Source organism: Rhizobium laguerreae, from assembly GCF_019778565.1.
Classification (GTDB): domain Bacteria; phylum Pseudomonadota; class Alphaproteobacteria; order Rhizobiales; family Rhizobiaceae; genus Rhizobium; species Rhizobium laguerreae.
Window position 1 is genome coordinate 33765 of sequence record NZ_JAAXQT010000012.1, and the last position, 21874, is coordinate 55638.

Sequence of the window (21874 nt, forward strand, 5' to 3'; positions counted from 1 at the left end):
GGCCCGACGATCCACAAGGACATGAACGTCACAGCAGCATCGAGGCCCCTCGATCGATATAGGTATCCAGGAATTGCTCGAGCCGGGGGTTTCTCGGTTGTTTGAAGACGTCCTGCGGCGGGCCGGTGAACAGCACCTTGCCGTGATCGAGAAAGACGATCTGCTGGCCGACCGTTGCGGCAAATCCGATCTCGTGGGAGACGACGACCATCGTCATGCCCTCGGCGGCGAGATCGCGCATGACGTTCAGCACTTCGCCAGTCAACTCGGGATCGAGTGACGACGTCGGCTCGTCAAACAGCATGATCTTCGGGTTGAGGGCAAGCGCCCGGGCAATAGCGACGCGCTGCTGCTGCCCTCCCGAGAGCTGCGACGGATAGTGCCCTGCCCTGCCCTCGAGGCCGACCTTGACGAGCTGGGCCATTGCCCGCTCCTCAGCATCCTTGCGGCTCATCTTGTGAACGGTCTTCAGCGCCTCGCTGACATTGCCGAGCGCCGTCATATGCGGCCAGAGATTGAACTGCTGAAAAACCATGCCGATCTGCGATCGAATTTGCCGGTTCACTGTGGCCGGCACACGCTCCCGGACGCCCTTGGCGTTTTCCGCAAAGCCAAGCACCTCGCCGTTGACGGTAACCGTGCCTTTGGTCGATTCCTCGAGAAAGGCCATACAGCGCAGCAGCGTACTCTTCCCGGATCCGGATGGCCCGATGACGCAGGAAACCTGTCCCTGAACGATATCGAGGTCGATGCCGTGCAGCACGGTGGAGCCGCCGAAGGTCTTGACGAGATTTTTGACTGCGATTGCAGGAACGCTCATATGTTGAAAAACCTGAATCTGGTGAGTTTCGTTTCGGCGAGATGACCGAGCCAACCGGTGATTTCGACCAAGGCCCAGTAGAACAGGGCGAGCACGAAGAGCGCTTCGACGAAAGCATACTGCTGCGAGCCGATGGCGCTCAGCGTCGCCGTCAACTCCGGCACGGTAATGATCGACAGCACGGCCGTCTCCTTCATGAGAATGATCGTCATGTTGACCGAAGGCGGCAACACCAGCATGGTCATCTCCGGCAGCAATATGCGTCGGATGATCTGCCCTTGTGTCAGGCCAACGCATATCCCGGCCTCGATATGTCCCTTCGGGACGGCGGCAAAGCCCGAGCGGAAGATCTCACTGAAATAAGCCGCGCCGTAGATGGAAAGGCCGATGACGCCTGCCGGGATCGGATCGAGCGACAATCCGACGAATGGCCCGCCGTAGTAGACGAGGAATATCTGAATGAGGAACGGCGTGCCGCGGAGCACCGCGATGACAATGCCGAATGCCTTGTCCAGGATCACCCCGCCAAAACGTCTGGCAACGGCGACAAGGAAGCCGAGCACGGCAGCAGCCGGGGTGGTGATGATCCAGATGACGATGGTGACCCATGCACCGCTGAGGATTTCCGGCAAGTTGCTGAAGATCACATTGATGTCGAAGGTCATCGCGGCACCCCTGGCAGGGAGCGTTCGATCAGGCCGCCCGCAAGGGCAACGATCCAATTGATGACGAGATAGATCAGCCCGGCGGAAGCGAAAATCTCGAGCGGCAGGAAGGTGCTGCCGGCAAGGTCCTGGGCCATGCGCGTCAACTCGATGACCCCGACGACCGAGACCAGCGAAGACGCCTTCAGGATAAGGATCGCTTCGTTGACGAGCGCCGGAAAGGTCAGGCGCAGGGCGATCGGCGCCTTGATGCGGCGGAAGATCTGAACGGGTGTCATGCCGACCATTTCGGCAGACTCGACAAGGCCCGAGGGAACGCTGGAAAAACCGCCGCGCAGATTTTCAGCCTGATAGGCTGCCGTACACAGCGAAAGACCAACGACGGCCGCAACGATGCTCGGCACGTTCATGCCGATCGCCGGCAGCAGATTATAGATCAGCAGCAGCTGCACCAGCAGCGGCACTCCGCGAAAGAAGCTGATGAAAATCCGCGCCTGCAGCGCGAAGAGCCGTTGCCGCGACAGCAGCATGGCGGAAACGATGATGGCGATCGCAAAGCCGATCAGGATAGAAACCACGCTGATCGTCACCGTGTAGATCGCGGCTTGCAGAAGCAGTTCGAAAAGTTTGATGGACATGGGCGGTATTTGCCTGGGCGCTGCGGCCGTGAACTCTGATGCCACGGCAGATTGCGCCCCGACCGATGGCGGGGCGCGTTCGTTTCACCGGCAGCTAATCAGAATGCCGGGTCCTTGACAGCATCCGGCGTATCAAAAGATGCCCCGAACCATTTCTTCTGCAGCTCAGCCATGCGTCCATCTGCCTTGATCTTGAGCATCGCGGCATCGATCGCATCCATCAATGGGGCGTGATCGGCATCCTTGAGACCGATGAAGCCGAAATAGGACTTCTTCCCGAATGGCGGCTGGACGACTTCGAACGTGCCCTTTCGCTGGCTGGCGACGAAGGCGATATTCGGCAGCGAGTTGGCAACGCCGGCAATGCGCCCGGCTGCGAGATCGGCGTAGGATTCGGTAAAGGCCGGATATTCGCGCACGTCGACCTTGGTCGGCAGCGTGTCGGAGAATTCCTTCAGCTGGTCGAGCTGAGCAGTTGCCTTGCCGACGCCGATCTTCTTGCCGGCAATATCTTCCGGCTTGCTGATCGTCGTATCGCCGGCCTTCTTCAGGATCGCAATTGTCGCTTCGGCGATCGGCGGCGTGAAGCGATAGCGCTCCAAGCGCTTCTTGGTGATCGTCGCAGGACCTGCGACGACATCGAACTTGCCGGCCTCAAGCGCCGGGAAGACGCCATCCCAGGGAAGCGCCACCCACTCGATCTTGACGCCGAGTTCCTTGCCGATCTCGGCAAAGAGGTCGACGTTCAGGCCTGTGTGTTCACCGGCGTCGATATAGTCGAACGGTGCGAAAGCCGTTTCGGTGCCAACCTTGAGGGTGCCGGCTGCCTTGACGGCTGCCAGCGTGTCGGCTGCATGGGCGGAAACGGCTGCTCCGATGAGGAACGCAGCGCCGACCAGACCCTTCAGCAGTGAATGTGCCTTCATGATCATCTCTCCAGTTTTTATTCCCCCGGCGGAGGAGTTTTGTTCCCGACTTCGATTTTCCTCGGCACGGATTTCTATGCTCCGCTTTTGACTATACAAATAGATATAGGCTGGCCTAGAGTGTCAATGTAAAAGACGAGGAACGCAAAATTTGTGCCGGATGGCGTCGATCTCGCTGGCGTGCTGTTCCGCATTTGTGATCGCTGACGCCGGATGAGGTGCGGACTTGGTGTCGATTTACCAGCGTATTTTCACGGATATCGAGACGAAGATTATCAGCGGTGATTGGCGGCCCGGCGACCGCATTCCCGTCGAGCACGAGCTGGTGGCCGAATATCGGTGTTCGCGCATGACGGTCAGCAAGGCGCTGTCGGCGCTGGCCGAACGCGGCATGATCGTCAGGCGGCGAAAGACCGGTTCGTTTGTCGCATCGCCCCAGATCGACCGCACCGTGATGGATATCCAGGATATCAGCACCGAAGCGGAACTGGCCGGGCACGAACACCGCTTCGAAATCCTCGCCCGCACGGTCGGGCGCCTTGGAGAGGCGGAGGCGCAGCAGCTGTCGGAGCCTCCCGATGCAGAAGTCCTCAGGCTTCAATGCCTGCATATCGTCGATGGCAGACCGAATGCCATCGAGCGGCGGATCATCATGCTCGATGCCGTCCCACGGGCGAGAGAAGAGAGCTTCGCCTCGATCCCGCCCGGCAAATGGCTGCTTGAGCAGGTACCCTGGTCCAAGGCCAAACATGTCATCCGTGCCGTCTCGGCCGATACCGTGACGGCCCGAATCCTGCAGACGGAGAGGGGCGAGGCCTGCCTGAGCCTGATCCGCCAGACCTGGCAGAACGGGCGCACGGTGACATATGTCGAGATTACCCATCCAGGCGACCGGTTCCAGTTCGCAGGGACATTTCACCCGACGGCAATTTGAGCTGGCGAAAATCACGAGAGGCTCCGTAAGTGACCGATGAGCGCTTCAAGGCGATCCCGCTGAAAAGTTTGCAGGCGTTCGAGGCGGTGGGGCGCTGCGGCGGCGTGACGGCGGCAGCCCTCGAGCTCAAGGTGTCGCCGGGGGCCATCAGCCAGCAGATCCGCAAGATCGAAAGCTTTCTTGGAATTTCGCTTCTGGAGCGCAGCGGACGAACCATCGAGCTGACCGCCTGGGGCCGGCTCTACCATCAGGAGATATCGAAGGGGTTCGAGCAATTTGCGCTCGCCGGGCAATTGTTGGAAAAGGCGCGCAACGAGACGGCGCTGGTGCTCAGTGCGCTTTCCTCCGTTGTCAACAAATGGATCGGCAGGCGCATCTTCGACTGGCAGGCGCTTCATCCCGACGTTCCAGTGAGAATTATCGGACGCGATAAGGAGCCCCGGATCGGCTTCGACGATGTTGATTTCCGCGTCAGCTACGGATCGGACGTGCTGCAGCACGAACATTATACCGAACTGTTTCGCGATTGGGTGGTGCCTGCCTGTTCGCCGGCGCTGATGCGAGATCGCGCGCATGCGGCGCGCGATCTCTTCGAACAGCCCCTCCTCCATGTCGAGTGGGAACGGCACTTCACTCCCTACCCGAGTTGGGCGGAGTTTGCCGCCAAGGCCGGGGTCTCCTTCGATGCGGCAACGCCGGGCCTCTCCTTCACCCTGTCGAGCAGTGCGATTGACGCCGCCGTCAACAAGCGCGGTGTCGTTCTCGCGCAGATGTCGATGATATCAGATGAGCTCGAGGCGCAAACGCTCGTCATTCCCGTCGACCTGCGCATTGCTCTGCGGGAAAGCTATTTTCTCGCCTGGGATCGGGCGGCCTTGCAGAAGCCCTACGGGCGCGAATTCCGCGATTGGCTCATTGCTATTTCCCGTCAGCAGGCCCTGGCGTCCGCGCCTGCTGAATAATTTCTCAAATCGGAATCGATTTGAGAAATTATGCACCGATTCAAAAATGTTACAGCGTCCTTTGCGCGTCAGAAAAGACGCGCGGCACTGTAAGCCGATACTTTAGAAAAACTAAAACGGAACTCAGCTGCGCGATATTGATGAAAAATTGCGCCTGGCGATAATTTGCGCAGTCGCCGCCCACCGTTGGCGGCGTGGCCGACATAGCAGGAGAGCTCGATGGCGCGAACTGACAAGATGAAACTCGGGACTTTCGTCTATACGTTCGGCTTTCATCCCGCCTCCTGGCTGCATCCGGAAAGTGACGTCAACGGCGCCAACGACTTCGCTCATCTGCTCGATGTCGCCAAACGATCGGAGGCGGCCAAATTCGATTTCATGTTCATGGCGGATTCTCCTGCCGCCGCCGTCGGCGATCCGAAGGCGCTTGCCCGCATCCCGACCAAGATGAACCGTTTCGAACCGCTCTCGCTGCTTTCGGCTCTGGCCGTCACCACCAACGATCTCGGTCTCGTGGCGACGGTCTCGACGAGTTACTACGAGCCATACAATGTCGCGCGCCTGTTCGCCTCGATCGACCATTTGAGCAAGGGGCGCGTCTGCTGGAATGTCGTTACCTCCGATCACGATGAAACCGGCTACAACTTCAATCGCGAGGGGCTCGACCCGCATGCATTGCGTTACGAGCGCGGCAACGAGTTCGTCGATGTCGTATTCGGCCTCTGGGACAGCTTCGAGGAAGGCGCGCTGCTTCTCGACCGCGAAAACGGTGTCTACTATGACAAGGACAAGCACCACACGCTCAATCACAAAGGCAAGCACTTCCAGGTGCGCGGTCCCCTCAACATCGCGCGAACGCCCCAGGGCCGCCCCGTGATTGCCCAGGCGGGCGGTTCGGAACCCGGAATGGACATGGCGGCGCGCACGGCCGAGATCGTCTTCAGCCTCGCATCGAATATCGACCGGAACCGGGCCTTTTACGAAAACGTCAAACGCCGGATGCCCGCCCATGGGCGCGATCCCGACGACCTGAAAATCATGCCGGGCATCGTCATCAACGTCGGTGAAACCGAAGCCGAGGCAAAGGCGAAGGTGGACTATCTGATCGACAAGATGCATCCGGATGTCGGCCGGCTGATGCTCTCCGAATTCCTGGAAGCGGACCTGCGCGATGTCGCTCTCGACAAGCCCTTCCCCATGGATCGGCTGCCGGCGGCGCCGAAGGGATCACGCGCCTTGTTCGACGAGTTGGTCGATTTCGTCAGAAGCGGCCGCACCGTCGGCGAACTTATCCGGCACTATGCCGAGAAGCATACCGGAAATGGCATGACGGGGACGCCGGCCCAGATTGCCGACTTCATGGAGGAATGGTTCGAGACGCGCGCCGCCGACGGCTTCATCCTGATGTTCCCCACCTTGCCGTCCAGCCTCGACGACTTCGTGCGGCTGGTCCTGCCGGAGCTTCGCCGCCGCGGGTTGTTCCGTGAGGAATATGAGGGCAAGACCTTGCGCGAGAACCTCGGCCTTTCAATGCCTGTCAACCGCTTTGTCAAAACGAAAGAGCCGGCTCGATGAGTGTCGAGGCTCTGATCAGCGAAGCGGACTTCAAGCTTTCGATGCGTCATCTGGCGGGTGCCGTCAGCGTGATTACGGTCGGCGACGGGCAACACCGCACCGGCTTCACGGCAACGTCGGTCTCCTCGCTTTCGGCGGAGTTGCCGTCCGTCATGGTCAGCGTCAACCGAGCATCTTCCTCATGGCCGGCGTTGCAGCGGTACGGCTGCTTCTGCGTTAACGTGCTCGCCGCCGACCAGCAGCAGGTGGCGCAATCCTTTGCCGGTCTTGGCGGGCGAAAGGGCGCCGAACGCTACGGCGATGCGGGATGGTATCGCCTCAAGACCGGCGCGGCGGCCCTTGAAAATGCCCTGACGGCCCTGGACTGCAAGCTCGAAACCGCATTCCACTACAATTCCCATGCCGTTTTGGTCGGACATGTCTGCGCGATGGAAATCCGGCAGGGCATAGGGCCGCTCCTATATTGGCGCGGCGGCTATCATCAACTTCCGGCGGAGGTTGATCAAAACGGTCTAGCGAAGGCGCTCGGACAATAGCCCTATCGATGCGACATCCGCATTGGCAAAGGCTAGTCTGAGGTATCGCTCCTGCCCCTCCCCGAAATAGGCGCCGGGCAAGCAAACAACGCCGGATTCCTTGGCGAGTTTTTCGGCAACCTCGGAAGACGATCGATCGGCGTGAGGATGGCGGACAAAAGCGAAGTAGGCGCCGATTGCTCCGATCTGCCAATCCGGCAGCCCGGAAAAGACCTGCCTCAACGCCTCCGCCCGGCGAGCGATCTCCAGCCGGTTGCCGGCCCGCCAATCGGCGAGCGCGGGGATCGCCGATGCAACGGCGATCTGAGCCGACCGTGGCGCGCAGATTTGCATATTGTCCATCACCTTGGCGATTTCGGCGATGAGTTTGGGCCCTGCCGTGATTGCACCCAATCGATGACCGGGAATGCAGAAGGATTTCGAGAAGCTGTAGAGAAGAACGAGCGTGTCCTCCCAGCCCGGCTCGGAGAGAAGAGAGTGCGGCCTTCCGTCATCCTCGCCAAGGAAATCGCGATAGGTTTCATCGAGGATCAGCCAGGCGCCGTATTTCCGGCAAAGCATAAAAAGCTCGTGAAGCAGCCTTGGTGGATACACGGCTCCTGTGGGATTGTTGGGTGTCACGACGGCAAGCATCTTCGCGCCCGCCGCAAGCGCCGCCTCGGCTGAACCCGGATCGGGAAGAAAGCCGAAGGCGGGGTCGCAATCGACCAACCGGCGCCCGATTCCCAGCATCGATAGCGTCGTGTCGTGATTGAAATAGAAGGGTTTGGTCAGCGCGACCGTATCGCCGGCGCCCGCAAGCGCGATTGCCGCACACATGAACGCCTGATTGCAGCCGGCGGTAATATGAATATTGCCGGCGGAAAGGGCGGCACCGTAAAGCTCGGCAAGATGAGCCGCGTAGGTCTTGCGCAATAAAGGTTCACCCTCGATCGGCCCGTAACCCGTCATGGCCTGTTGCCCGGCCGCTTCGCCCAGAAGCCGCAGCATCTCCGGATGCGCGGGATAGCCGGGCACCGCTTGCGACAGATCGATGAGCGGCCCTTTTTCCCCCTTGTATTCGCGGCTCCAGGCGACGACGGAAGGAATGGGCGGGGCAGAGAGGCGGGCAACGAGCGAATTGGGTTTTGCAGCAATCATATCGATTTCTCTTTGATACTGATTGCTACAACGATACCAATTGCTTTCTCAACCTCTTTGTCTGACGAGACGGACCTGAAGCGGAGACACATGCGCATGGTGTGGGATAAAACGCGGCTGGAACAGCTGCGCGCAGAATTTGCAGATGCCAATGGCGGCGAGATATTCGACGAGAAGTTTCGCAAAGTGGCGGAGAAGATCATCTCCAAGAGCGGCACGAGACTGGCGCCCTATGCCGGAATACCGACCTTCCTCAGCGCGCCTTACATGCCGGTCGCGGCCGATGATCCTGACTTCGGCAATGTCCAGGTTGCAATCACCGGGGTCCCCATGGATCTTGGCGTCACCAATCGTCCAGGCTCGCGTTTCGGACCAAGAGCACTTCGCGCCATCGAAAGGATCGGCCCCTACAATCACGTTCTCGCCACGGCGCCGGTCTTCGATCTCAGGGTCGCCGATATCGGCGACATATCGTTCCAAAGCCGTTACCGGCTGGAGCTCAGCCATGACGACATCGAAAGACGCATCGGCCAGATCGTCGATGCCGGCGTTGCCCCGCTTTCCGTCGGCGGCGATCATTCCATCAGCCACCCGATTTTGAAGGCCATCGGCCGGCAGCAGCCAGTCGGCCTCATTCATATCGATGCTCATTGCGATACAAGCGGCGCCTTCGATCAGACGAAGTTTCATCACGGCGGGCCGTTCCGCAATGCCGTGCTGGACGGCGTGCTCGATCCGACAAGGACGATCCAGATTGGCATTCGTGGTTCAGCGGAATATTTATGGGAATTCTCCTATGCGTCGGGAATGACCGTGATCCACGCAGAGGATATCAGCGGAATGGGGATTGCGGCCGTCATTGCCAAGGCAAAATCCATCGTCGGCGACGGCCCGACCTATCTTTCCTTCGACGTCGACAGCCTCGATCCGAGCTTTGCGCCCGGCACGGGCACGCCCGAGGTCGGTGGATTGACTACACGTGAAGTCCTTGAGCTGATACGCGGGCTGAAAGGGATCAACTTAGTGGGCGGTGACGTCGTCGAAGTTGCCCCGCAATATGACGCAACGACCAACACGGCGCACGCCGCAGCACAGGTGCTCTTTGAGATCCTGAGCCTCATGGTGTTCAGTCCGTCGATCGGCAAACGCTGAGACCGACCTCTCGGTCATCTCTGGCAATTGGCCGGATGGGCCAAGACCATGTCGTTTGCGCAAAACCGCCGCATACTTTTGCGCGACATGCTTTAACCAATGCCCCTCAAAAATTCTTCGGTCTCGATGAGTTCGAGCTGCACGGAGAACCGATCGTGCAGAAGTTCCAGTGACGCGTCATGCGTATCGTCGGCGCCGCTGCAGACGGCGTCCTTCAGCACAATGACACGATAGCCGAGATCGATCGCGCCGAGCGTCGTGGCAAGCACGCAGACATCGGTTTCTCCGCCGGTTACGACAAGCGTATCGACCCGCTCCGACTGAAGGATCGCATGCAGGCGACCATCGATCCAAGGGGAGTAGGTGCGTTTGTCGAAATACCTTGCCGGCGGAACCAACGCCGCCAGCGATGAAGCCAGATCGATCAAGTCGCGCGGAAGATGTTCGCCCGTCATCATCCACCATTTCCGGTAATAGTCCCGCCATTTCCCCGGCATGTCGTCCGCACGCTCGGGTGGCAGGAAGCGAGTAAATATCGTTCGCGACGGGTGCCGACCGGCCAACTTTTCGATCTGGGGGGAGACCCGCGCCATCCAGGGTACGTGCCACGGTGTGTCTTCGGCAAACATCCGCTGCACGTCGACGCAAAGGTGCCGCCACTCGCCGACCTCGCCCATCAGATCCTCCATCCGCTCTTCGGGTCGTCAACTGTCGCACGGGGCGAAGGTTCCCCTGACCAGCGGAAGATCAGAAGTCCCTTACGCGACGGCGCCTGGAGCAATCGTCAGCAATCCGGCGGTGCTCTCAGCTTTCCGGAAGCAGTCAAGTTCGTGCAGAGGAACCGGTTTGGAGAAGAAGTAGCCTTGGAGGTCGGTGCAGCCAAGGGCGGCCAGAAAGTCGCGTTGATATTCGGTTTCGACCCCTTCAGCCGTCGTCGAGATACCGAGATTGCGGCTGAGCGCGACGATGGCGCCGATGATTGCCGCCCCGTTTGCTTTCGTGCCGAGCTGCGAGACGAATGAACGATCGATCTTGATGCGGTCGATATCGAAACGCACCAGGTGGCTGAGGCATGAATAGCCGGTTCCGAAATCATCCAGCGAAACCTGAACACCCCGGCTGCGCAGTGACTTCAGCACCGTATAAACGTCCGAATTATCTTCGATCAGCGAGGATTCGGTAAGCTCGAGCTCGAGCCGGGACGGCTGCAGGCCGCTCTCCTCAAGCACGGCGAAGACTTCCTCGGCGAAATTTGGTCTTCTCAACTGGGCGGGAGACACGTTGACCGCAACGAATGTGTCTTCCGGCCATTTGCAGGCGGCTCTGCAGGCTTCGCGTAAGACCCAGAAGCCGAGAGCGTCGATGAGGCCGCCCTCCTCGGCGACAGGGATGAAGCTGGCAGGCGTCAAGAGCCCGCGCTGGCTGTGACGCCAACGCACCAGAGCCTCCGCGCCCGACGCCGCGTATTCTGCCTCAGCGCGATGAACCGTTTGGTAATAGACCTCGAGCGATCCGAAGTCCGGCCGGTTCGCAATCGGATCGGATTGAGGAGCATCAGCGGACGAGGCCGCGCTTTTGGCCAAAACGTCCCGCAATTCGTTCTTGAGAATGTCGCGCGCATTCCTGCCGCCGTCCATGGACGGTGAATAGAGACGCCACTGGCCTCTCCCGCCCATCTTTGCCTCGTACAGCGCGACGTCGGCGTAGCGCATGATGTCATCGGCGTTCCGCCCGGCGTCCGGCACGACGGTCACGCCGATCGAGCCGCCGACGCGCGCCACCGCCTCGCCCCTCAAAAGCGCGAAGGGCTTGCCAAGTTCGGCAACGATTGCTTCGCATATTTCCGGCAAAACGTGGTCATGATCTTTGATGTCCCGGAGAAGCAGGGCGAATTCGTCGCCTCCGAGCCGGGCCAGTGTGTCGCCCGGACGAAGCAAGGAGCGGATCCGCTCTGCGGCCATCCTGATGAGTTCATCGCCGGCGGCGTGGCCGAATGTGTCGTTCACGGCTTTGAAGCGGTCGAGGTCGAGAAGTGCGACTGCCGAGCGCTCGGTCGAATTCTGCGTCTCGGCCAAGCATTCGTCGAACCTCATGGCGAACAAGGCTCGGTTGGGCAGATCCGTGAGCACATCATGCAAGGCAAGCTGCCTTGCATGCAGCTCGCTTTTCCTCAACTCGCCGAGACTGCTTCGCAGGCGCACCAGCAAGACCGAGAACAGGATCGCGATCACCAAGGCGGCAATTGAAAGCGCCGGCATCAATCGACCGATCACCCTCGAACCTGGAAGATCGGGCCGCCATACGATGAAGCCGATCGGTTCGCCGTTTGCCGTGGCGTCAATCTGGAACGCAACCTCGTTTTCGTCTGCATCGGCCGTGCGCGCGAAGCGGGCGCCGTTAAGGCCCTGTTCCCGGCTCAATTCATCCAACGCCGCACCATCGATAAATCGCACGACGATCAAGAATTGCCGCATCGGCTGCTGCTGTCCCCCGGCAACCTCGTTGATGGCGACGGCGCCCACGATCGTCGGCCGGCCCTCCAGCCGCATCAGGTTGGCCAAAGCAAGGTTGGAACGGGCGGCGCTTGCAAGGCGGGCTTCCATTGAGGACGGCGTTCGTTCGTTCAAAGCCGTGCTTCGCCTGACCCCAAGACGGGCATCCTTAAGGAGAGGCAAAAAGAGAGGCTTCATCCAGCGGTATCGCTTCTCCGTTTGAGCGTCCGCCAGCATGAGCAGTTGAGCCTTGTCATCGACGACAAAGGCCTGATCGTAGCCGAAGGCAGACATCGCCGTCTGGCTGATCGCACTCCCGGCTGCCGCCGTCAAAACGGCATCGAGGCTGGAGGAGCCTTCGGTCGCCAGGGCGGCAGGATAAACACGTGCGAGGTAACCATTGCCGAACTGCCCGATAACATGTGCGACTTGATCGACCTGTTCCCGCAGGCGGGCATTCACAAGCTGGCGCTGTCGATCAAGGGCGGCAGCGTCGCTCTCGGTTCCTGCCCAGAGCGCCGATAGCACGACGAGTCCGATCGCTCCAAGCCCGCTGACGGCAATCAGAAACAGAATTCTTCCCGAAGCGATCCAGGATTGCTGAAACGTGTTGGAGCTGGAAGGAAGAACGATGTGCAAGCGTAGACCCCTGAACACCACGACATGGGCGCATTCGTCGACGCTAACAAAGAAGCGTTCACGTAGAATTAAAGGCTGCGGCGCACTATGGGCGAGATTGAATACGCCCAAGGAGTTCCCGACGATGTTGCGCATATCCATTCAGACTATACTGCGCGGAGCGCTGATGGCGGGCGGGATGGGTATCCTACTGGCTGCGACCTCGCCGCTCGAGGTGGCCGCGCAAGATCGCACTCCCATGAGAGTTGCCGTCGAAGGTGCGTTTCCACCCTTCAACTATCTCGATGCAAATAACAAGCTTCAGGGATTCGATATCGATATCGCTAACGCCCTCTGCGAGGTCGGCAAGTTCGAATGCCAATTCATCATCGAGAAGTGGGACGACATAATTCCCAATCTCGTTGCGGAAAAATACGACGCGATCATCTCATCCATGTCGATGAGCCTTGAGCGGCGTCAAAAGGTTGCCTTCACGGAGAAATACTACAACAGCCCTTCCGTGTTCATCGCTCGGAAGGATTCGCCGATCAGCGATGTCAGCCCCGCTGGCCTCAGCGGCAAGATCCTCGGGGTGACGTCGTCGACGGCGCAGGAATCCTACGCCAACCATGTCTATCCGAAGATGAAAAAGAAGGTCTTCCGGTCTTCGCCTGAATTGTACAAGGGGTTGTCGGACGGCAGCGTCGATATCATCCTGGAGGACAAACTTGCCATCTACGACTGGATCGCCAACACGAAGGCGGGAACCTGCTGCGAGTTCAAAGGGCCGGATCTGGTCGACGTCATATACTTCGGCGAAGGTGCCGGGATCGCGCTCCGCCTGGATGACAAGGAGCGTCTGACGCGCCTGAACGAAGCGCTGAAGAGCATCAAGGCGGACGGGACCTACGATATGATCAATGCAAAATACTTCCCGTTCAGCATCCAGTAGTTCGCCGGCCAATTTTCGACAACGCGGGATGGCCGGGTTTTCGCCCGGCCATCCCTATCAAGTCCTGTGTTACGCAACCCCGGACGCAAAACCGCTGCGCACTTTTGCTGGAATTGCTCTAGGTCGCATCGCTATGCGGCTTTCGCCACCTCGCCGTGCGGATCGAGGACATATTTCGTCGCCGCTCCCTGGTCGAAGCTCTCATATCCATTGGCGGCATCGTCGAGCGGGATGACCTTGGCGTTGACGATATCGGCAATTGGCAGTCGGTCGTGGAGGATCGCCTGCATGAGCTGACGATTGTATTTGATCACCGGAGTCTGGCCTGTGTGGAAGGACTGCGCCTTGGCCCATCCGAGGCCGAAACGGAGCGAAAGATTGCCGTGTTTGGCGGCGTTGTCGACGGCGCCCGGATCCTCGGTCACGTAAAGGCCGGGAATGCCGATCGAACCCGCCGCGCGGGTAATCTCCATCATCTGATTGAGCACGATCGCCGGCTGTTCCCCGCCCGAGTGGCCGCGTGCCTCGAAGCCGACCGCATCGATGGCGCTGTCCACCTCGTTGGTTCCAACGACCTGCGCGATCATATCGCCAAGACGGTCGCTCTTCGACAGGTCGATCGGTTCGAAACCAACCTTCGCCGCATGCGCCAGGCGGTCCTTGTTGAAATCACCGATCATCACGACTGCAGCGCCGAGAATGCGAGCTGAAGCCGCAGCCGCAAGGCCGACGGGGCCAGCGCCGGCGACATAGACGGTCGAGCCGACCCCAACGCCTGCACGCACTGCGCCATGGAAGCCGGTGGGCAGAATGTCGGAGAGCATGGTGAGATCGCGGATCTTCGCCATCGCCTTGTCCCGATCAGGGATTTTCAGCAGGTTGAAATCTGCGTAGGGAATGGTGACGTAGCGTGCCTGTCCGCCGATCCAGCCCCCCATGTCGACATAACCGTAAGCACCGCCGGCGCGGGCCGGGTTTACCGTCAGGCAGACACCGGTATCCTGAGACTTGCAGCAGCGGCAACGGCCGCAGGCGACATTGAAGGGCACCGAGACGATATCGCCGATGTCGAGCATCTCGACGTCGATGCCTTTCTCGATGATCTCGCCAGTGATTTCATGACCGAGGACCAGGCCCGGCATCGCCGTCGTGCGGCCGCGGACCATGTGCTGATCGGAGCCGCAGATATTGGTCGAGATCACCTTCAGGATGACGCCGTGTTCGATGCGGCGGCCGTCGGGCGCTTCCAGCTTCGGATCGTCGATGTCGCGGACTTCGACCTTGCCCGGCCGGAGATAGACGACGCCTCTATTTTTGCTCATGGATTCCTCCCACTTTGTTTGAATGCCTCGATCTGCAACCGATGCAGTCGATGGCAACCTTCCCTCCGGCCTGCCTCCTCTGCAGCCCGGCGTCCACAACACGAGGATACCGCCGCACCGGGCGATATTTGGATTTGGCAAAAGGGACAGATTGAATGGAGAAGAGGAGCAAACGCCATGGCTTTCGCCCTTCGTTCCGCTCGTGATCGTCTGCCTGCAATCCGTCGATTTGCTGTGACAAGAGCTGGTTTCCGGCTCCAGAATCTCCTTTTCGATCGATCTCGATATCTTTCCGGATGTTTGTCCGGCGATTTCCATGAGGATGTCAGTTCTTCTACCGCTGCGGGGAGCGCCGGCGCGTCAGGCAGGCTTCCCAATCGTCCATTTCGCCAGTTTGCGAGGTAGCGCCTTGAACACCCCAAACAAACCACGGTTGACGCAAAACAGCGATCAAAAAAACGACATGGGCGCGATCCAAAGACGACAGTCGGCAAAGTCGCAATAGCTCGCTGCGCAGGGGAAATAATTGATCCCGCGAATGCGGCGGTTTTCCGGATCGCCCGGGAAGATTTGATTGCGGCCTGCGTTGAGGATGAGAGGTTTACGCGCGATGCGGCCGGCGGCTGCGGTTGACGTCGATGGCTGTGTGCCAGAGCACGGCTCCAAGGATGATCGCACCGCCGAAAAAGGTGGCAACGGGCGGCTGCTCGGAAAACAACAACCAGACCCAGAAGGGTGTGAGCACGATTTCCATCGTGCCGATCAGCGCGGCTTCTGCCGGCCGCATCCGTTTCGCTCCGGCAAGGAAGAGAACCAGCGCGAGCGAGAAATTGGTCGCACCGAAAGCAGCAAGGACGATCCAGTTGTGGAGGTCGAGCGAGCCGACCGAACCGAACGGAGCAAAGATAACCAGCGTCAGGAAGGCGCTGACCACGGTCGGCGGCAGGCTCGGCACATCAGGACTGACGCGCGGAATGATGATGACGAGCGCGAAGGACGCCGTCATGCCGAGCGCCAGCAGGTCGCCCCAACCGGTACCGCCGCCGATCGACGAGGCGACGATGACCGCAACGCCGAGGAGCGAGATGCCGCCTGCAATCAGCGTCCGCCTGGAGACCCTCTCCCGGAGGATGACCCAGCCGAGCAACGCTGCGATGAAAGGCGCGGTCGCATAGATCATCGTCACATTGGCGACGGTGGTCATGTAGAGCGCCCCGATGAAGCATACCTGACTGAAGGTCTGGCATGCGATCATAGCAAGACCGGACGGATGGAAGACGGATCGCCATTGCTGCCGTGACATGCCCCCTTCGAGGAAAAAGCAGGGGATCAGCAGAAACAGGCCGCCGAACAACGACCGCCAGGCGATCGCCGTCCATACGTCGGTCGTCAGGAGCCGCGAATAGACGCCGCTCGCGCTCCAGGCAAGCGTCGCGGCAATGATGAGAAGCACACCCTTCTCGTGCTCGCTGCCTGCGAGGCGTCTGGACGGATTTTCAATAGTCACGCAGATATTCTCAAAGAAGGAAGTCGAACGCGGCTCCTTTTTGCACCAGGAATTGACATCGGACAAACGAATAGTAGAGATGACTACCATCGATTTTTTCTATGGCTATTCCGATGCACGAGCCGATTGAGAGCGACCTGCTGAGAACCTTCCTGGTCGTTGCCGAGACATCCAATTTCTCCGCCGCCGCGCAGCGCATCGGGCGGACGCAGTCGGCCGTCAGCACCCAGATTAAGAGGCTCGAGCAGACGATCGGCGAAACGCTGTTCGATCGCGGCGCCCGCGGCGTGCTGCTCACGCGCCCGGGCATCCAACTCGTGCCCTACGCCCGCAGGATCATCGACCTCTTGAACGAGGCGGCTGCGACGATTCGCAGCAAGCCGCTGGATGGACCGGTACGCATCGGAATTCCCGAGGAATACAGCCAGACGGTGCTGCCGGCGGCCCTTGCGGCTTTCGCCGTCCGCCACCCGGCCGTCGAGGTCACTGTGTCCTGCGACTACACGGTCCGCAACCTGGCCGCCCTCGAGCGGGACGAGCTCGATCTGGCCGTCGTTTTTGACTGGAGCGACGAGACCAAAGGCGAGGTCATCTGCATTGATCCCACGGTCTGGGTCACATCGATGGTCCATCGGCTGCACGATATCGATCCCCTGCCGATTGCGATCTATCGCAATTCCACCTGGTGCCGCGATTTTGCGCTCCGGTCGCTGGAGCAGACCGGCCGCAACTACCGGATCGCCTTTATCGCCGATACGGGCTCGGGGTTGAAGAATGCCGTCATCGCCGGTCTTGCCGTCACCACGCTTTCCCGCAGCAACATCCCGCCCGGCTGCCGGGAACTCACCGCCGAAGATGGTTTCCCGCCGGTCGATTCCTCCAAGGTCGTGCTGCGCCGAAGCACCTATCGTTCCAGCGAAGCCGTCCGGGAACTAGCTGAAATGATACGGGACGCGTTCCAGCCTATCCCAGCACCTGCGATGACGTGATGCGGCGGCGCAAGCGGCGGCGGGTCTCGGACGGGCTCTCCGAAAAATTCGCCCTATAGCTTCTCGCAAAGGCTGAGGCCGAGTTGAAGCCGGTCGCCGCCGCGATGTCGGCGAAGGAGGCCGTCGTCTCGATCACCTTGCGGCGGGCCGCATTCAAGCGCAGCGCGAGATAATGCACATGCGGCGGCGCGCCGATACTCTGCTGGAAGAGATCCTGCAGATGCCGGGCGCTGATGCCCACCCTGCGGGCGAGCCGCGTGAGAATCAGAGGCTGCTCGATATGCTCCTCCATTAGTCGCACCGCTTGCGCAACACGGGGATCGTGCATGCGCAGTCCGGCCGAGGCTGCGGAAAGAGGCTCATCGGTATGGAAGGACGGCTGCTCGTAACGGAATAGCCGGCTGACCTCGAGCGCCAGCGAATAGCCTTGCCGTTGCCGGATCACCTCCAGCATCAGGTCGACGGTCGGAAGCGAACCCGAGGTCGTCAGGCGCTTGCCGTCGATGACGAAGCGATCCTTGACGGCCTGTACCTCAGGATAGGTCAGCGCAAAATCCTCATAGTCTTCCCAGTGGACGGTGGCCTGCAACCCGTCGAGCAGGCTGGCTTCGGCCAGCAGCCATGTGCCGGACTCGATGCCGGCAATCACCGTGCGATAGCGGGCAGCCTGGGAGAGCTGCATCTTCAGCGCCGGGGTCGCGCTGCGCCGCCAGTTGTAACTGGCCAGCACAAACAGCGGCGCATCCTCGGTCGTCGCCTTGAAAGCGCCTCGCGCGGGCACGGCGATATTGCTGGTGGTCAGGACCGGCGCTCCGTCCGGCGTCAGCAGCCGCCAGCGATAGAGCTCGCTGCCGGAAATGCGGTTGGCGCCGCGCAACGGCTCGATGACCGAGGCGATCAGGATCAGGTTCGCATCCGGCAGGACGAGAAGGTCGATATCGAGCCGTTCCGTCGATCGCTGCAGCAAGATCACCTCCCTTGAGTTCCGATAATGTATGGATTGCTTCCGAAATTGCAACGCATCGCCGTCCATCCTGTCGCGTAATGGGGACAAGACGAGGGAGACCAAAAACATGCCTCTTGCGATGAACCGCGATGTCTTTATCACCTGCGCCGTTACCGGTGCCGGCGATACGGTTTCCAGATCCAATCACGTGCCGATCACTCCCAAGCAGATCGCCGATTCCGCCATCGACGCGGCAAAGGCTGGTGCTGCGGTCGTTCACTGTCATGTCCGCGACCCGGAAACGGGTGCCGCCAGCCGCCGCAACGACCTCTACAGGGAAGTCACCGACCGCATCCGCTCGGCCGATATCGACGTCGTCCTCAATCTCACTGCCGGCATGGGCGGGGACCTGATCTTCGGGGATGTCGAAAAGCCGCTTCCCCTCAATCCAAAGGGAACGGATATGGCGGGCGCTACCGAGCGCGTCAGCCATGTCGCCGAATGCCTGCCTGAAATCTGCACGCTCGACTGCGGCACGATGAACTTCAATCTCGGCGACTATGTCATGACCAACACGCCGGCCATGCTGCGGGCGATGGCGAAGAAGATGACGGATCTCGGCGTGCGCCCCGAGATCGAGGCCTTCGACACCGGCCATCTCTGGTTTGCCAAGCAGCTTGCCGAGGAAGGCCTGATCGAAGACCCGGTGCTGATCCAGCTCTGCATGGGCATTCCGTGGGGCGCGCCCGACGATCTCAACACTTTCATGGCGATGGTCAACAACGTGCCTGAGAGCTGGACCTTCTCGGCCTTTTCGATTGGCCGCAACGCCATGGCCTATCCGGCGGCGGCCGTTCTCGCCGGCGGCAACGTGCGCGTCGGCCTGGAGGACAACCTCTTTGTCGGCAAGGGCCAGCTCGCCACCAATGCCGACCTCGTCGAAAAGGCCGTGCAGGTGGTCGAAGGCATGGGTGCGCGGATCATCGGTCCGGAAGACGTTCGCAAGAAACTCAAACTGACGAAGCGCTGAGGACGGCATGACTGGGATCAACAAGGCGGCTTGTATCGGCGGCGGCGTCATCGGCGGCGGATGGATCGCGCGTTTTCTGCTGGCCGGCATCGACGTGAACGTGTTCGATCCGCATCCGGAAGCGAGCCGCATCGTCGGCGAAGTGCTCGCCAACGCTGAAAAAGCCTATGCCATGCTGACCGGAGCGCCCCTGCCGCCCCGCGGCAGGCTGACCTTCTGCACGACGCTCGAGGAGGCCGTCGCCGGCGCCGACTGGATTCAGGAAAGCGTGCCGGAAAGGCTCGACCTCAAGCGCGGTGTGCTGACTGAGATCGATGCTGTGGCGCGGCCGGACGCCCTGATCGGCTCTTCCACGTCAGGCCTGCTGCCGACCGATCTGCAGCGCGACATGAAGCATCCCCAGCGCCTCTTCGTCGCTCACCCCTATAATCCCGTCTATCTGCTACCGCTCGTCGAAATCGTTGGCGGCGAAAAGACCTCGGCGGCGACCATCCGGGCGGCGATGGAAAGACTGGCTCCGATCGGCATGAAGGGCGTCCACATCGCCAAGGAGATCGAGGCCTTTGTCGGCGACCGGCTGCTCGAAGCGCTCTGGCGCGAGGCCCTGTGGCTGATCCACGACGATATTTGCACCGTCGAGACGCTTGATGACGTCATCCGCTACTCCTTCGGCCTGCGCTGGGCGCAGATGGGTCTGTTCCAGACCTACCGCATCGCCGGCGGCGAGGCCGGCATGCGCCACTTCCTCGCCCAGTTCGGCCCCTGCCTTGCCTGGCCCTGGACCAAGCTTACCGATGTCGTCGATCTCGACGATGCACTGATCGAAAAGATCGGCCGGCAATCCGACGAACAGGCGGCTGGCCTGTCGATCCGTGAACTCGAACGCATCCGCGACGAAAACCTTGTCGGCATCCTGCAGGCCCTGAAGGGCGGCGATGGCGGCAGGGGCTGGGGCGCCGGCAAGCTGCTGAAGGACTTCGAGCAATCGCTCTGGGCAGCAGGCGGCAGAGCGACCACCTCTTTCGACCCGTCGAAGCCGTTGAAGCTCGTCGAGACGAAGGTCAGCCCTGCCTGGGTCGACTATAACGGCCATATGACCGAACACCGCTACCTGCAGGTTTTTGGCGATACCTCAGATGCGCTGCTGCGCCTGATCGGCGTCGATCTCGCCTATGTCGAGGCGGGGCAGAGCTATTACACGGTGGAAACCCACATCCGTCATCTCGGCGAGGCGAAGCTCGGCCAGGCGATCCATTCGACCTGCCAGGTCCTTGATGTCGACGAGAAGCGGCTGCACGTCTTCCACACGCTTCATGATACGGCGACGGGCGAGGCGCTTGCCACGGCCGAGCACATGTTGCTGCATGTCGACAGTAAGGCCGGCAAGGCCGTGCCGGCGCCGGCTGATATCATCGACAAGGCGAAGGCGATCGCCAGAGCCCATGCGGAGTTGGCAGCGCCCGAAGGCGCCGGCCGTCACGTCGGCCAGAGGCGGTAGGAGGATCGGCATGAATTTCGGACTGAGCGAAGAACAGGAAATGATCGTCGAGACGGTCCGCGCCTTCGTCGAGACCGAAATCTATCCGCATGAAAACGAGGTCGAGCGCAGCGGCATCGTCCCGCCGGAGCTCGGAGTCGAGATCCGGCGCAAATGCGTCGATCTTGGCTTCTACGCCTGCAATTTCCCGGAAGAAGTCGGCGGCGCCGGCCTCGACCATGTCACCTTCACGCTGGTCGAGCGGGAGCTCGGGCGCGGTTCCCTCGGGCTGACGGTTTTCTTCGGCCGGCCCTCCGGCATCCTGATGGCCTGCGAGGGCGAGCAGCGCGAGCGCTATCTCCTGCCTGCGGTGCGCGGCGAGAAGATCGATGCGCTTGCCATCACCGAGCCGGACGCCGGTTCCGATATGCGCGGTATGAAATGCGCCGCCCGCCGCGACGGCAGCGATTTCGTCCTCAACGGCACGAAACATTTCATCTCGCATGCCGATGTCGCCGATTTCGTCATTGTCTTTGCCGCGACGGGCGAGGAGGAAACGCCGAAAGGTATCAAGAAGAAGATCACCGCCTTCCTGGTGGATCGCGGCACGCCGGGTTTCGAGATCCTCAAGGGCTACGATTCCGTTTCGCATCGCGGCTACCACAACTCAACGCTCAGCTTCGACGATTGCCGGATTCCCGAAGCCCAAGTGCTGGGCGAGGTGCATCGCGGCTTCGATATCGCCAATCAATGGCTCTACGGCACGCGGTTGACGGTGGCCGCCACTTGCGTCGGGCGGGCGCGGCGCGTCTTCGACATGACGCTGCCCTATGCCGCAGAGCGCAAGCAGTTCGGCAAGCCGATCGGCGCCAATCAGGGCGTGTCGTTCAAGCTTGCCGACATGATCACCGAGATCGATGCGGCCGACTGGCTGACGCTCGCCGCCGCCTGGCGGCTCGATGCCGGGCTCTCGGCAGACCGGCAGATCGCCTCGGCCAAACTCTACTCATCCGAAATGCTGGCCCGCGTCACCGATGAAGCGATTCAGATCTTCGGCGGCATGGGCCTGATGGACGACCTGCCGCTCGCCCGCTTCTGGCGCGATGCGCGCGTCGAGCGTATCTGGGACGGCACCTCTGAAATCCAGCGGCATATCATCAGCCGCGATCTGCTCAGACCCTTGGGAGCGTGAG

Annotated in this window: 20 protein-coding genes; 10 read left to right on the plus strand and 10 right to left on the minus strand. The window is 60.8% G+C overall.

Annotated elements, in window-relative coordinates; translation table 11 throughout:
• Positions 1-28: 28 nt before the first annotated feature.
• The 4 genes from HFO71_RS29930 to HFO71_RS29945 all read right to left on the minus strand — a co-directional run bounded on the left by HFO71_RS29930 (position 29) and on the right by HFO71_RS29945 (position 3049).
• Positions 29-820: an amino acid ABC transporter ATP-binding protein gene (locus HFO71_RS29930; protein ID WP_132612717.1), complete on the minus strand. Its 792-nt coding sequence runs from the start codon at positions 818-820 to the stop codon at positions 29-31.
• Entirely contained in the window at positions 817-1485 is a 669-nt protein-coding gene (locus tag HFO71_RS29935) for an amino acid ABC transporter permease (protein WP_062944044.1), read from the minus strand. The genes HFO71_RS29930 and HFO71_RS29935 overlap by 4 nt, the downstream gene beginning before the upstream one ends.
• The gene (locus HFO71_RS29940) at positions 1482-2123 is read right to left on the minus strand and encodes an amino acid ABC transporter permease (RefSeq protein WP_221957411.1); all 642 of its coding nucleotides are present in this window, start codon (positions 2121-2123) and stop codon (positions 1482-1484) included. The genes HFO71_RS29935 and HFO71_RS29940 overlap by 4 nt, the downstream gene beginning before the upstream one ends.
• A 98-nt stretch (positions 2124-2221) precedes the next feature.
• Positions 2222-3049, minus strand: a complete 828-nt coding sequence (locus HFO71_RS29945; RefSeq protein ID WP_221988802.1) for a transporter substrate-binding domain-containing protein — start codon at positions 3047-3049, stop codon at positions 2222-2224.
• 226 nt (positions 3050-3275) lie between these two features.
• Between HFO71_RS29945 and HFO71_RS29950 the strand changes: the two genes are divergently transcribed.
• The 4 genes from HFO71_RS29950 (at position 3276) to HFO71_RS29965 (ending at position 7056) form a co-directional block, all read left to right on the plus strand.
• Entirely contained in the window at positions 3276-3983 is a 708-nt protein-coding gene (locus HFO71_RS29950; protein ID WP_221988803.1) for a UTRA domain-containing protein, read from the plus strand.
• Between the two features lie 29 nt (positions 3984-4012).
• Positions 4013-4945 carry a LysR family transcriptional regulator gene (locus HFO71_RS29955; protein WP_221988804.1) on the plus strand — a complete coding sequence of 311 codons (933 nt, stop codon included), beginning with the start codon at positions 4013-4015 and terminating at the stop codon, positions 4943-4945.
• Positions 4946-5164: 219 nt separating this feature from the next.
• A complete protein-coding gene (locus HFO71_RS29960; RefSeq protein WP_077980819.1) occupies positions 5165-6520 on the plus strand; it encodes an LLM class flavin-dependent oxidoreductase in 1356 nt (451 codons plus the stop codon).
• Positions 6517-7056 (plus strand): flavin reductase family protein, encoded by a 540-nt coding sequence (locus HFO71_RS29965; RefSeq protein ID WP_221988805.1) that lies wholly within the window; start codon positions 6517-6519, stop codon positions 7054-7056. The genes HFO71_RS29960 and HFO71_RS29965 overlap by 4 nt, the downstream gene beginning before the upstream one ends.
• On the opposite strand, the gene HFO71_RS29970 is transcribed toward HFO71_RS29965, so the two are convergent.
• On the minus strand, positions 7033-8196 hold the full coding sequence (locus HFO71_RS29970) for an aminotransferase (RefSeq protein WP_221988806.1): 1164 nt from the start codon (positions 8194-8196) through the stop codon (positions 7033-7035). The genes HFO71_RS29965 and HFO71_RS29970 overlap by 24 nt on opposite strands.
• 96 nt (positions 8197-8292) lie before the next feature.
• Here HFO71_RS29970 and speB point away from each other — a divergent pair, with 96 nt between their 5' ends.
• Complete coding sequence (speB, locus tag HFO71_RS29975; RefSeq protein ID WP_132612707.1) at positions 8293-9348, plus strand: agmatinase; 1056 nt, start codon at positions 8293-8295, stop codon at positions 9346-9348.
• A 92-nt stretch (positions 9349-9440) separates the two neighbouring features.
• Here the strand turns inward: speB and HFO71_RS29980 are convergent, their stop codons facing one another.
• Both HFO71_RS29980 and HFO71_RS29985 read right to left on the minus strand, forming a co-directional pair.
• A complete protein-coding gene (locus tag HFO71_RS29980) occupies positions 9441-10025 on the minus strand; it encodes a cysteine hydrolase family protein (RefSeq protein WP_221988807.1) in 585 nt (194 codons plus the stop codon).
• Between the two features lie 81 nt (positions 10026-10106).
• Positions 10107-12500: a putative bifunctional diguanylate cyclase/phosphodiesterase gene (locus HFO71_RS29985; RefSeq protein ID WP_221988872.1), complete on the minus strand. Its 2394-nt coding sequence runs from the start codon at positions 12498-12500 to the stop codon at positions 10107-10109.
• A gap of 103 nt (positions 12501-12603) precedes the next feature.
• Between HFO71_RS29985 and HFO71_RS29990 the strand changes: the two genes are divergently transcribed.
• Positions 12604-13410, plus strand: a complete 807-nt coding sequence (locus HFO71_RS29990) for a transporter substrate-binding domain-containing protein (protein WP_168256893.1) — start codon at positions 12604-12606, stop codon at positions 13408-13410.
• 131 nt (positions 13411-13541) lie between these two features.
• On the opposite strand, the gene fdhA is transcribed toward HFO71_RS29990, so the two are convergent.
• The gene (fdhA, locus tag HFO71_RS29995; RefSeq protein ID WP_020047878.1) at positions 13542-14732 is read right to left on the minus strand and encodes a formaldehyde dehydrogenase, glutathione-independent; all 1191 of its coding nucleotides are present in this window, start codon (positions 14730-14732) and stop codon (positions 13542-13544) included.
• A 601-nt stretch (positions 14733-15333) separates the two neighbouring features.
• Positions 15334-16239 (minus strand): DMT family transporter, encoded by a 906-nt coding sequence (locus tag HFO71_RS30000; protein ID WP_221988809.1) that lies wholly within the window; start codon positions 16237-16239, stop codon positions 15334-15336.
• Between the two features lie 113 nt (positions 16240-16352).
• Here HFO71_RS30000 and HFO71_RS30005 point away from each other — a divergent pair, with 113 nt between their 5' ends.
• Entirely contained in the window at positions 16353-17228 is an 876-nt protein-coding gene (locus HFO71_RS30005) for a LysR substrate-binding domain-containing protein (RefSeq protein WP_025398309.1), read from the plus strand.
• Here HFO71_RS30005 and HFO71_RS30010 read toward each other — a convergent pair.
• Entirely contained in the window at positions 17203-18261 is a 1059-nt protein-coding gene (locus HFO71_RS30010) for a GlxA family transcriptional regulator (protein WP_077980824.1), read from the minus strand. The genes HFO71_RS30005 and HFO71_RS30010 overlap by 26 nt on opposite strands.
• A 40-nt stretch (positions 18262-18301) precedes the next feature.
• On the opposite strand from HFO71_RS30010, the gene bcoG reads away from it, so the two are divergent.
• Genes bcoG through HFO71_RS30025 form a run of 3 tightly spaced genes read left to right on the plus strand, consistent with a single transcriptional unit; the run spans position 18302 to position 21873 of the window.
• Positions 18302-19204: a 3-dehydrocarnitine:acetyl-CoA trimethylamine transferase BcoG gene (gene bcoG, locus HFO71_RS30015; RefSeq protein WP_221988810.1), complete on the plus strand. Its 903-nt coding sequence runs from the start codon at positions 18302-18304 to the stop codon at positions 19202-19204.
• A gap of 7 nt (positions 19205-19211) precedes the next feature.
• Entirely contained in the window at positions 19212-20702 is a 1491-nt protein-coding gene (locus tag HFO71_RS30020; protein ID WP_132612701.1) for a carnitine 3-dehydrogenase, read from the plus strand.
• 10 nt (positions 20703-20712) lie between these two features.
• Positions 20713-21873: an acyl-CoA dehydrogenase family protein gene (locus HFO71_RS30025; RefSeq protein ID WP_132612699.1), complete on the plus strand. Its 1161-nt coding sequence runs from the start codon at positions 20713-20715 to the stop codon at positions 21871-21873.
• Position 21874 lies beyond the last annotated feature (1 nt).

Excerpts from the sequence above, each read along its gene's own strand:
- speB (WP_132612707.1), top strand. The coding sequence starts at position 8,293 with ATGGTGTGGGATAAAACGCGGCTGGAACAGCTGCGCGCAGAATTTGCA.
- HFO71_RS29945 (WP_221988802.1), bottom strand. The coding sequence starts at position 3,049 with ATGAAGGCACATTCACTGCTGAAGGGTCTGGTCGGCGCTGCGTTCCTC.
- HFO71_RS29940 (WP_221957411.1), bottom strand. The coding sequence starts at position 2,123 with ATGTCCATCAAACTTTTCGAACTGCTTCTGCAAGCCGCGATCTACACG.
- HFO71_RS30020 (WP_132612701.1), top strand. The coding sequence starts at position 19,212 with ATGACTGGGATCAACAAGGCGGCTTGTATCGGCGGCGGCGTCATCGGC.
- HFO71_RS29960 (WP_077980819.1), top strand. The coding sequence starts at position 5,165 with ATGGCGCGAACTGACAAGATGAAACTCGGGACTTTCGTCTATACGTTC.
- HFO71_RS29930 (WP_132612717.1), bottom strand. The coding sequence starts at position 820 with ATGAGCGTTCCTGCAATCGCAGTCAAAAATCTCGTCAAGACCTTCGGC.
- bcoG (WP_221988810.1), top strand. The coding sequence starts at position 18,302 with ATGCCTCTTGCGATGAACCGCGATGTCTTTATCACCTGCGCCGTTACC.
- HFO71_RS29990 (WP_168256893.1), top strand. The coding sequence starts at position 12,604 with ATGTTGCGCATATCCATTCAGACTATACTGCGCGGAGCGCTGATGGCG.
- fdhA (WP_020047878.1), bottom strand. The coding sequence starts at position 14,732 with ATGAGCAAAAATAGAGGCGTCGTCTATCTCCGGCCGGGCAAGGTCGAA.
- HFO71_RS30010 (WP_077980824.1), bottom strand. The coding sequence starts at position 18,261 with ATGGACGGCGATGCGTTGCAATTTCGGAAGCAATCCATACATTATCGG.
- HFO71_RS30005 (WP_025398309.1), top strand. The coding sequence starts at position 16,353 with ATGCACGAGCCGATTGAGAGCGACCTGCTGAGAACCTTCCTGGTCGTT.
- HFO71_RS29935 (WP_062944044.1), bottom strand. The coding sequence starts at position 1,485 with ATGACCTTCGACATCAATGTGATCTTCAGCAACTTGCCGGAAATCCTC.
- HFO71_RS29980 (WP_221988807.1), bottom strand. The coding sequence starts at position 10,025 with ATGGGCGAGGTCGGCGAGTGGCGGCACCTTTGCGTCGACGTGCAGCGG.
- HFO71_RS29965 (WP_221988805.1), top strand. The coding sequence starts at position 6,517 with ATGAGTGTCGAGGCTCTGATCAGCGAAGCGGACTTCAAGCTTTCGATG.
- HFO71_RS30025 (WP_132612699.1), top strand. The coding sequence starts at position 20,713 with ATGAATTTCGGACTGAGCGAAGAACAGGAAATGATCGTCGAGACGGTC.
- HFO71_RS29970 (WP_221988806.1), bottom strand. The coding sequence starts at position 8,196 with ATGATTGCTGCAAAACCCAATTCGCTCGTTGCCCGCCTCTCTGCCCCG.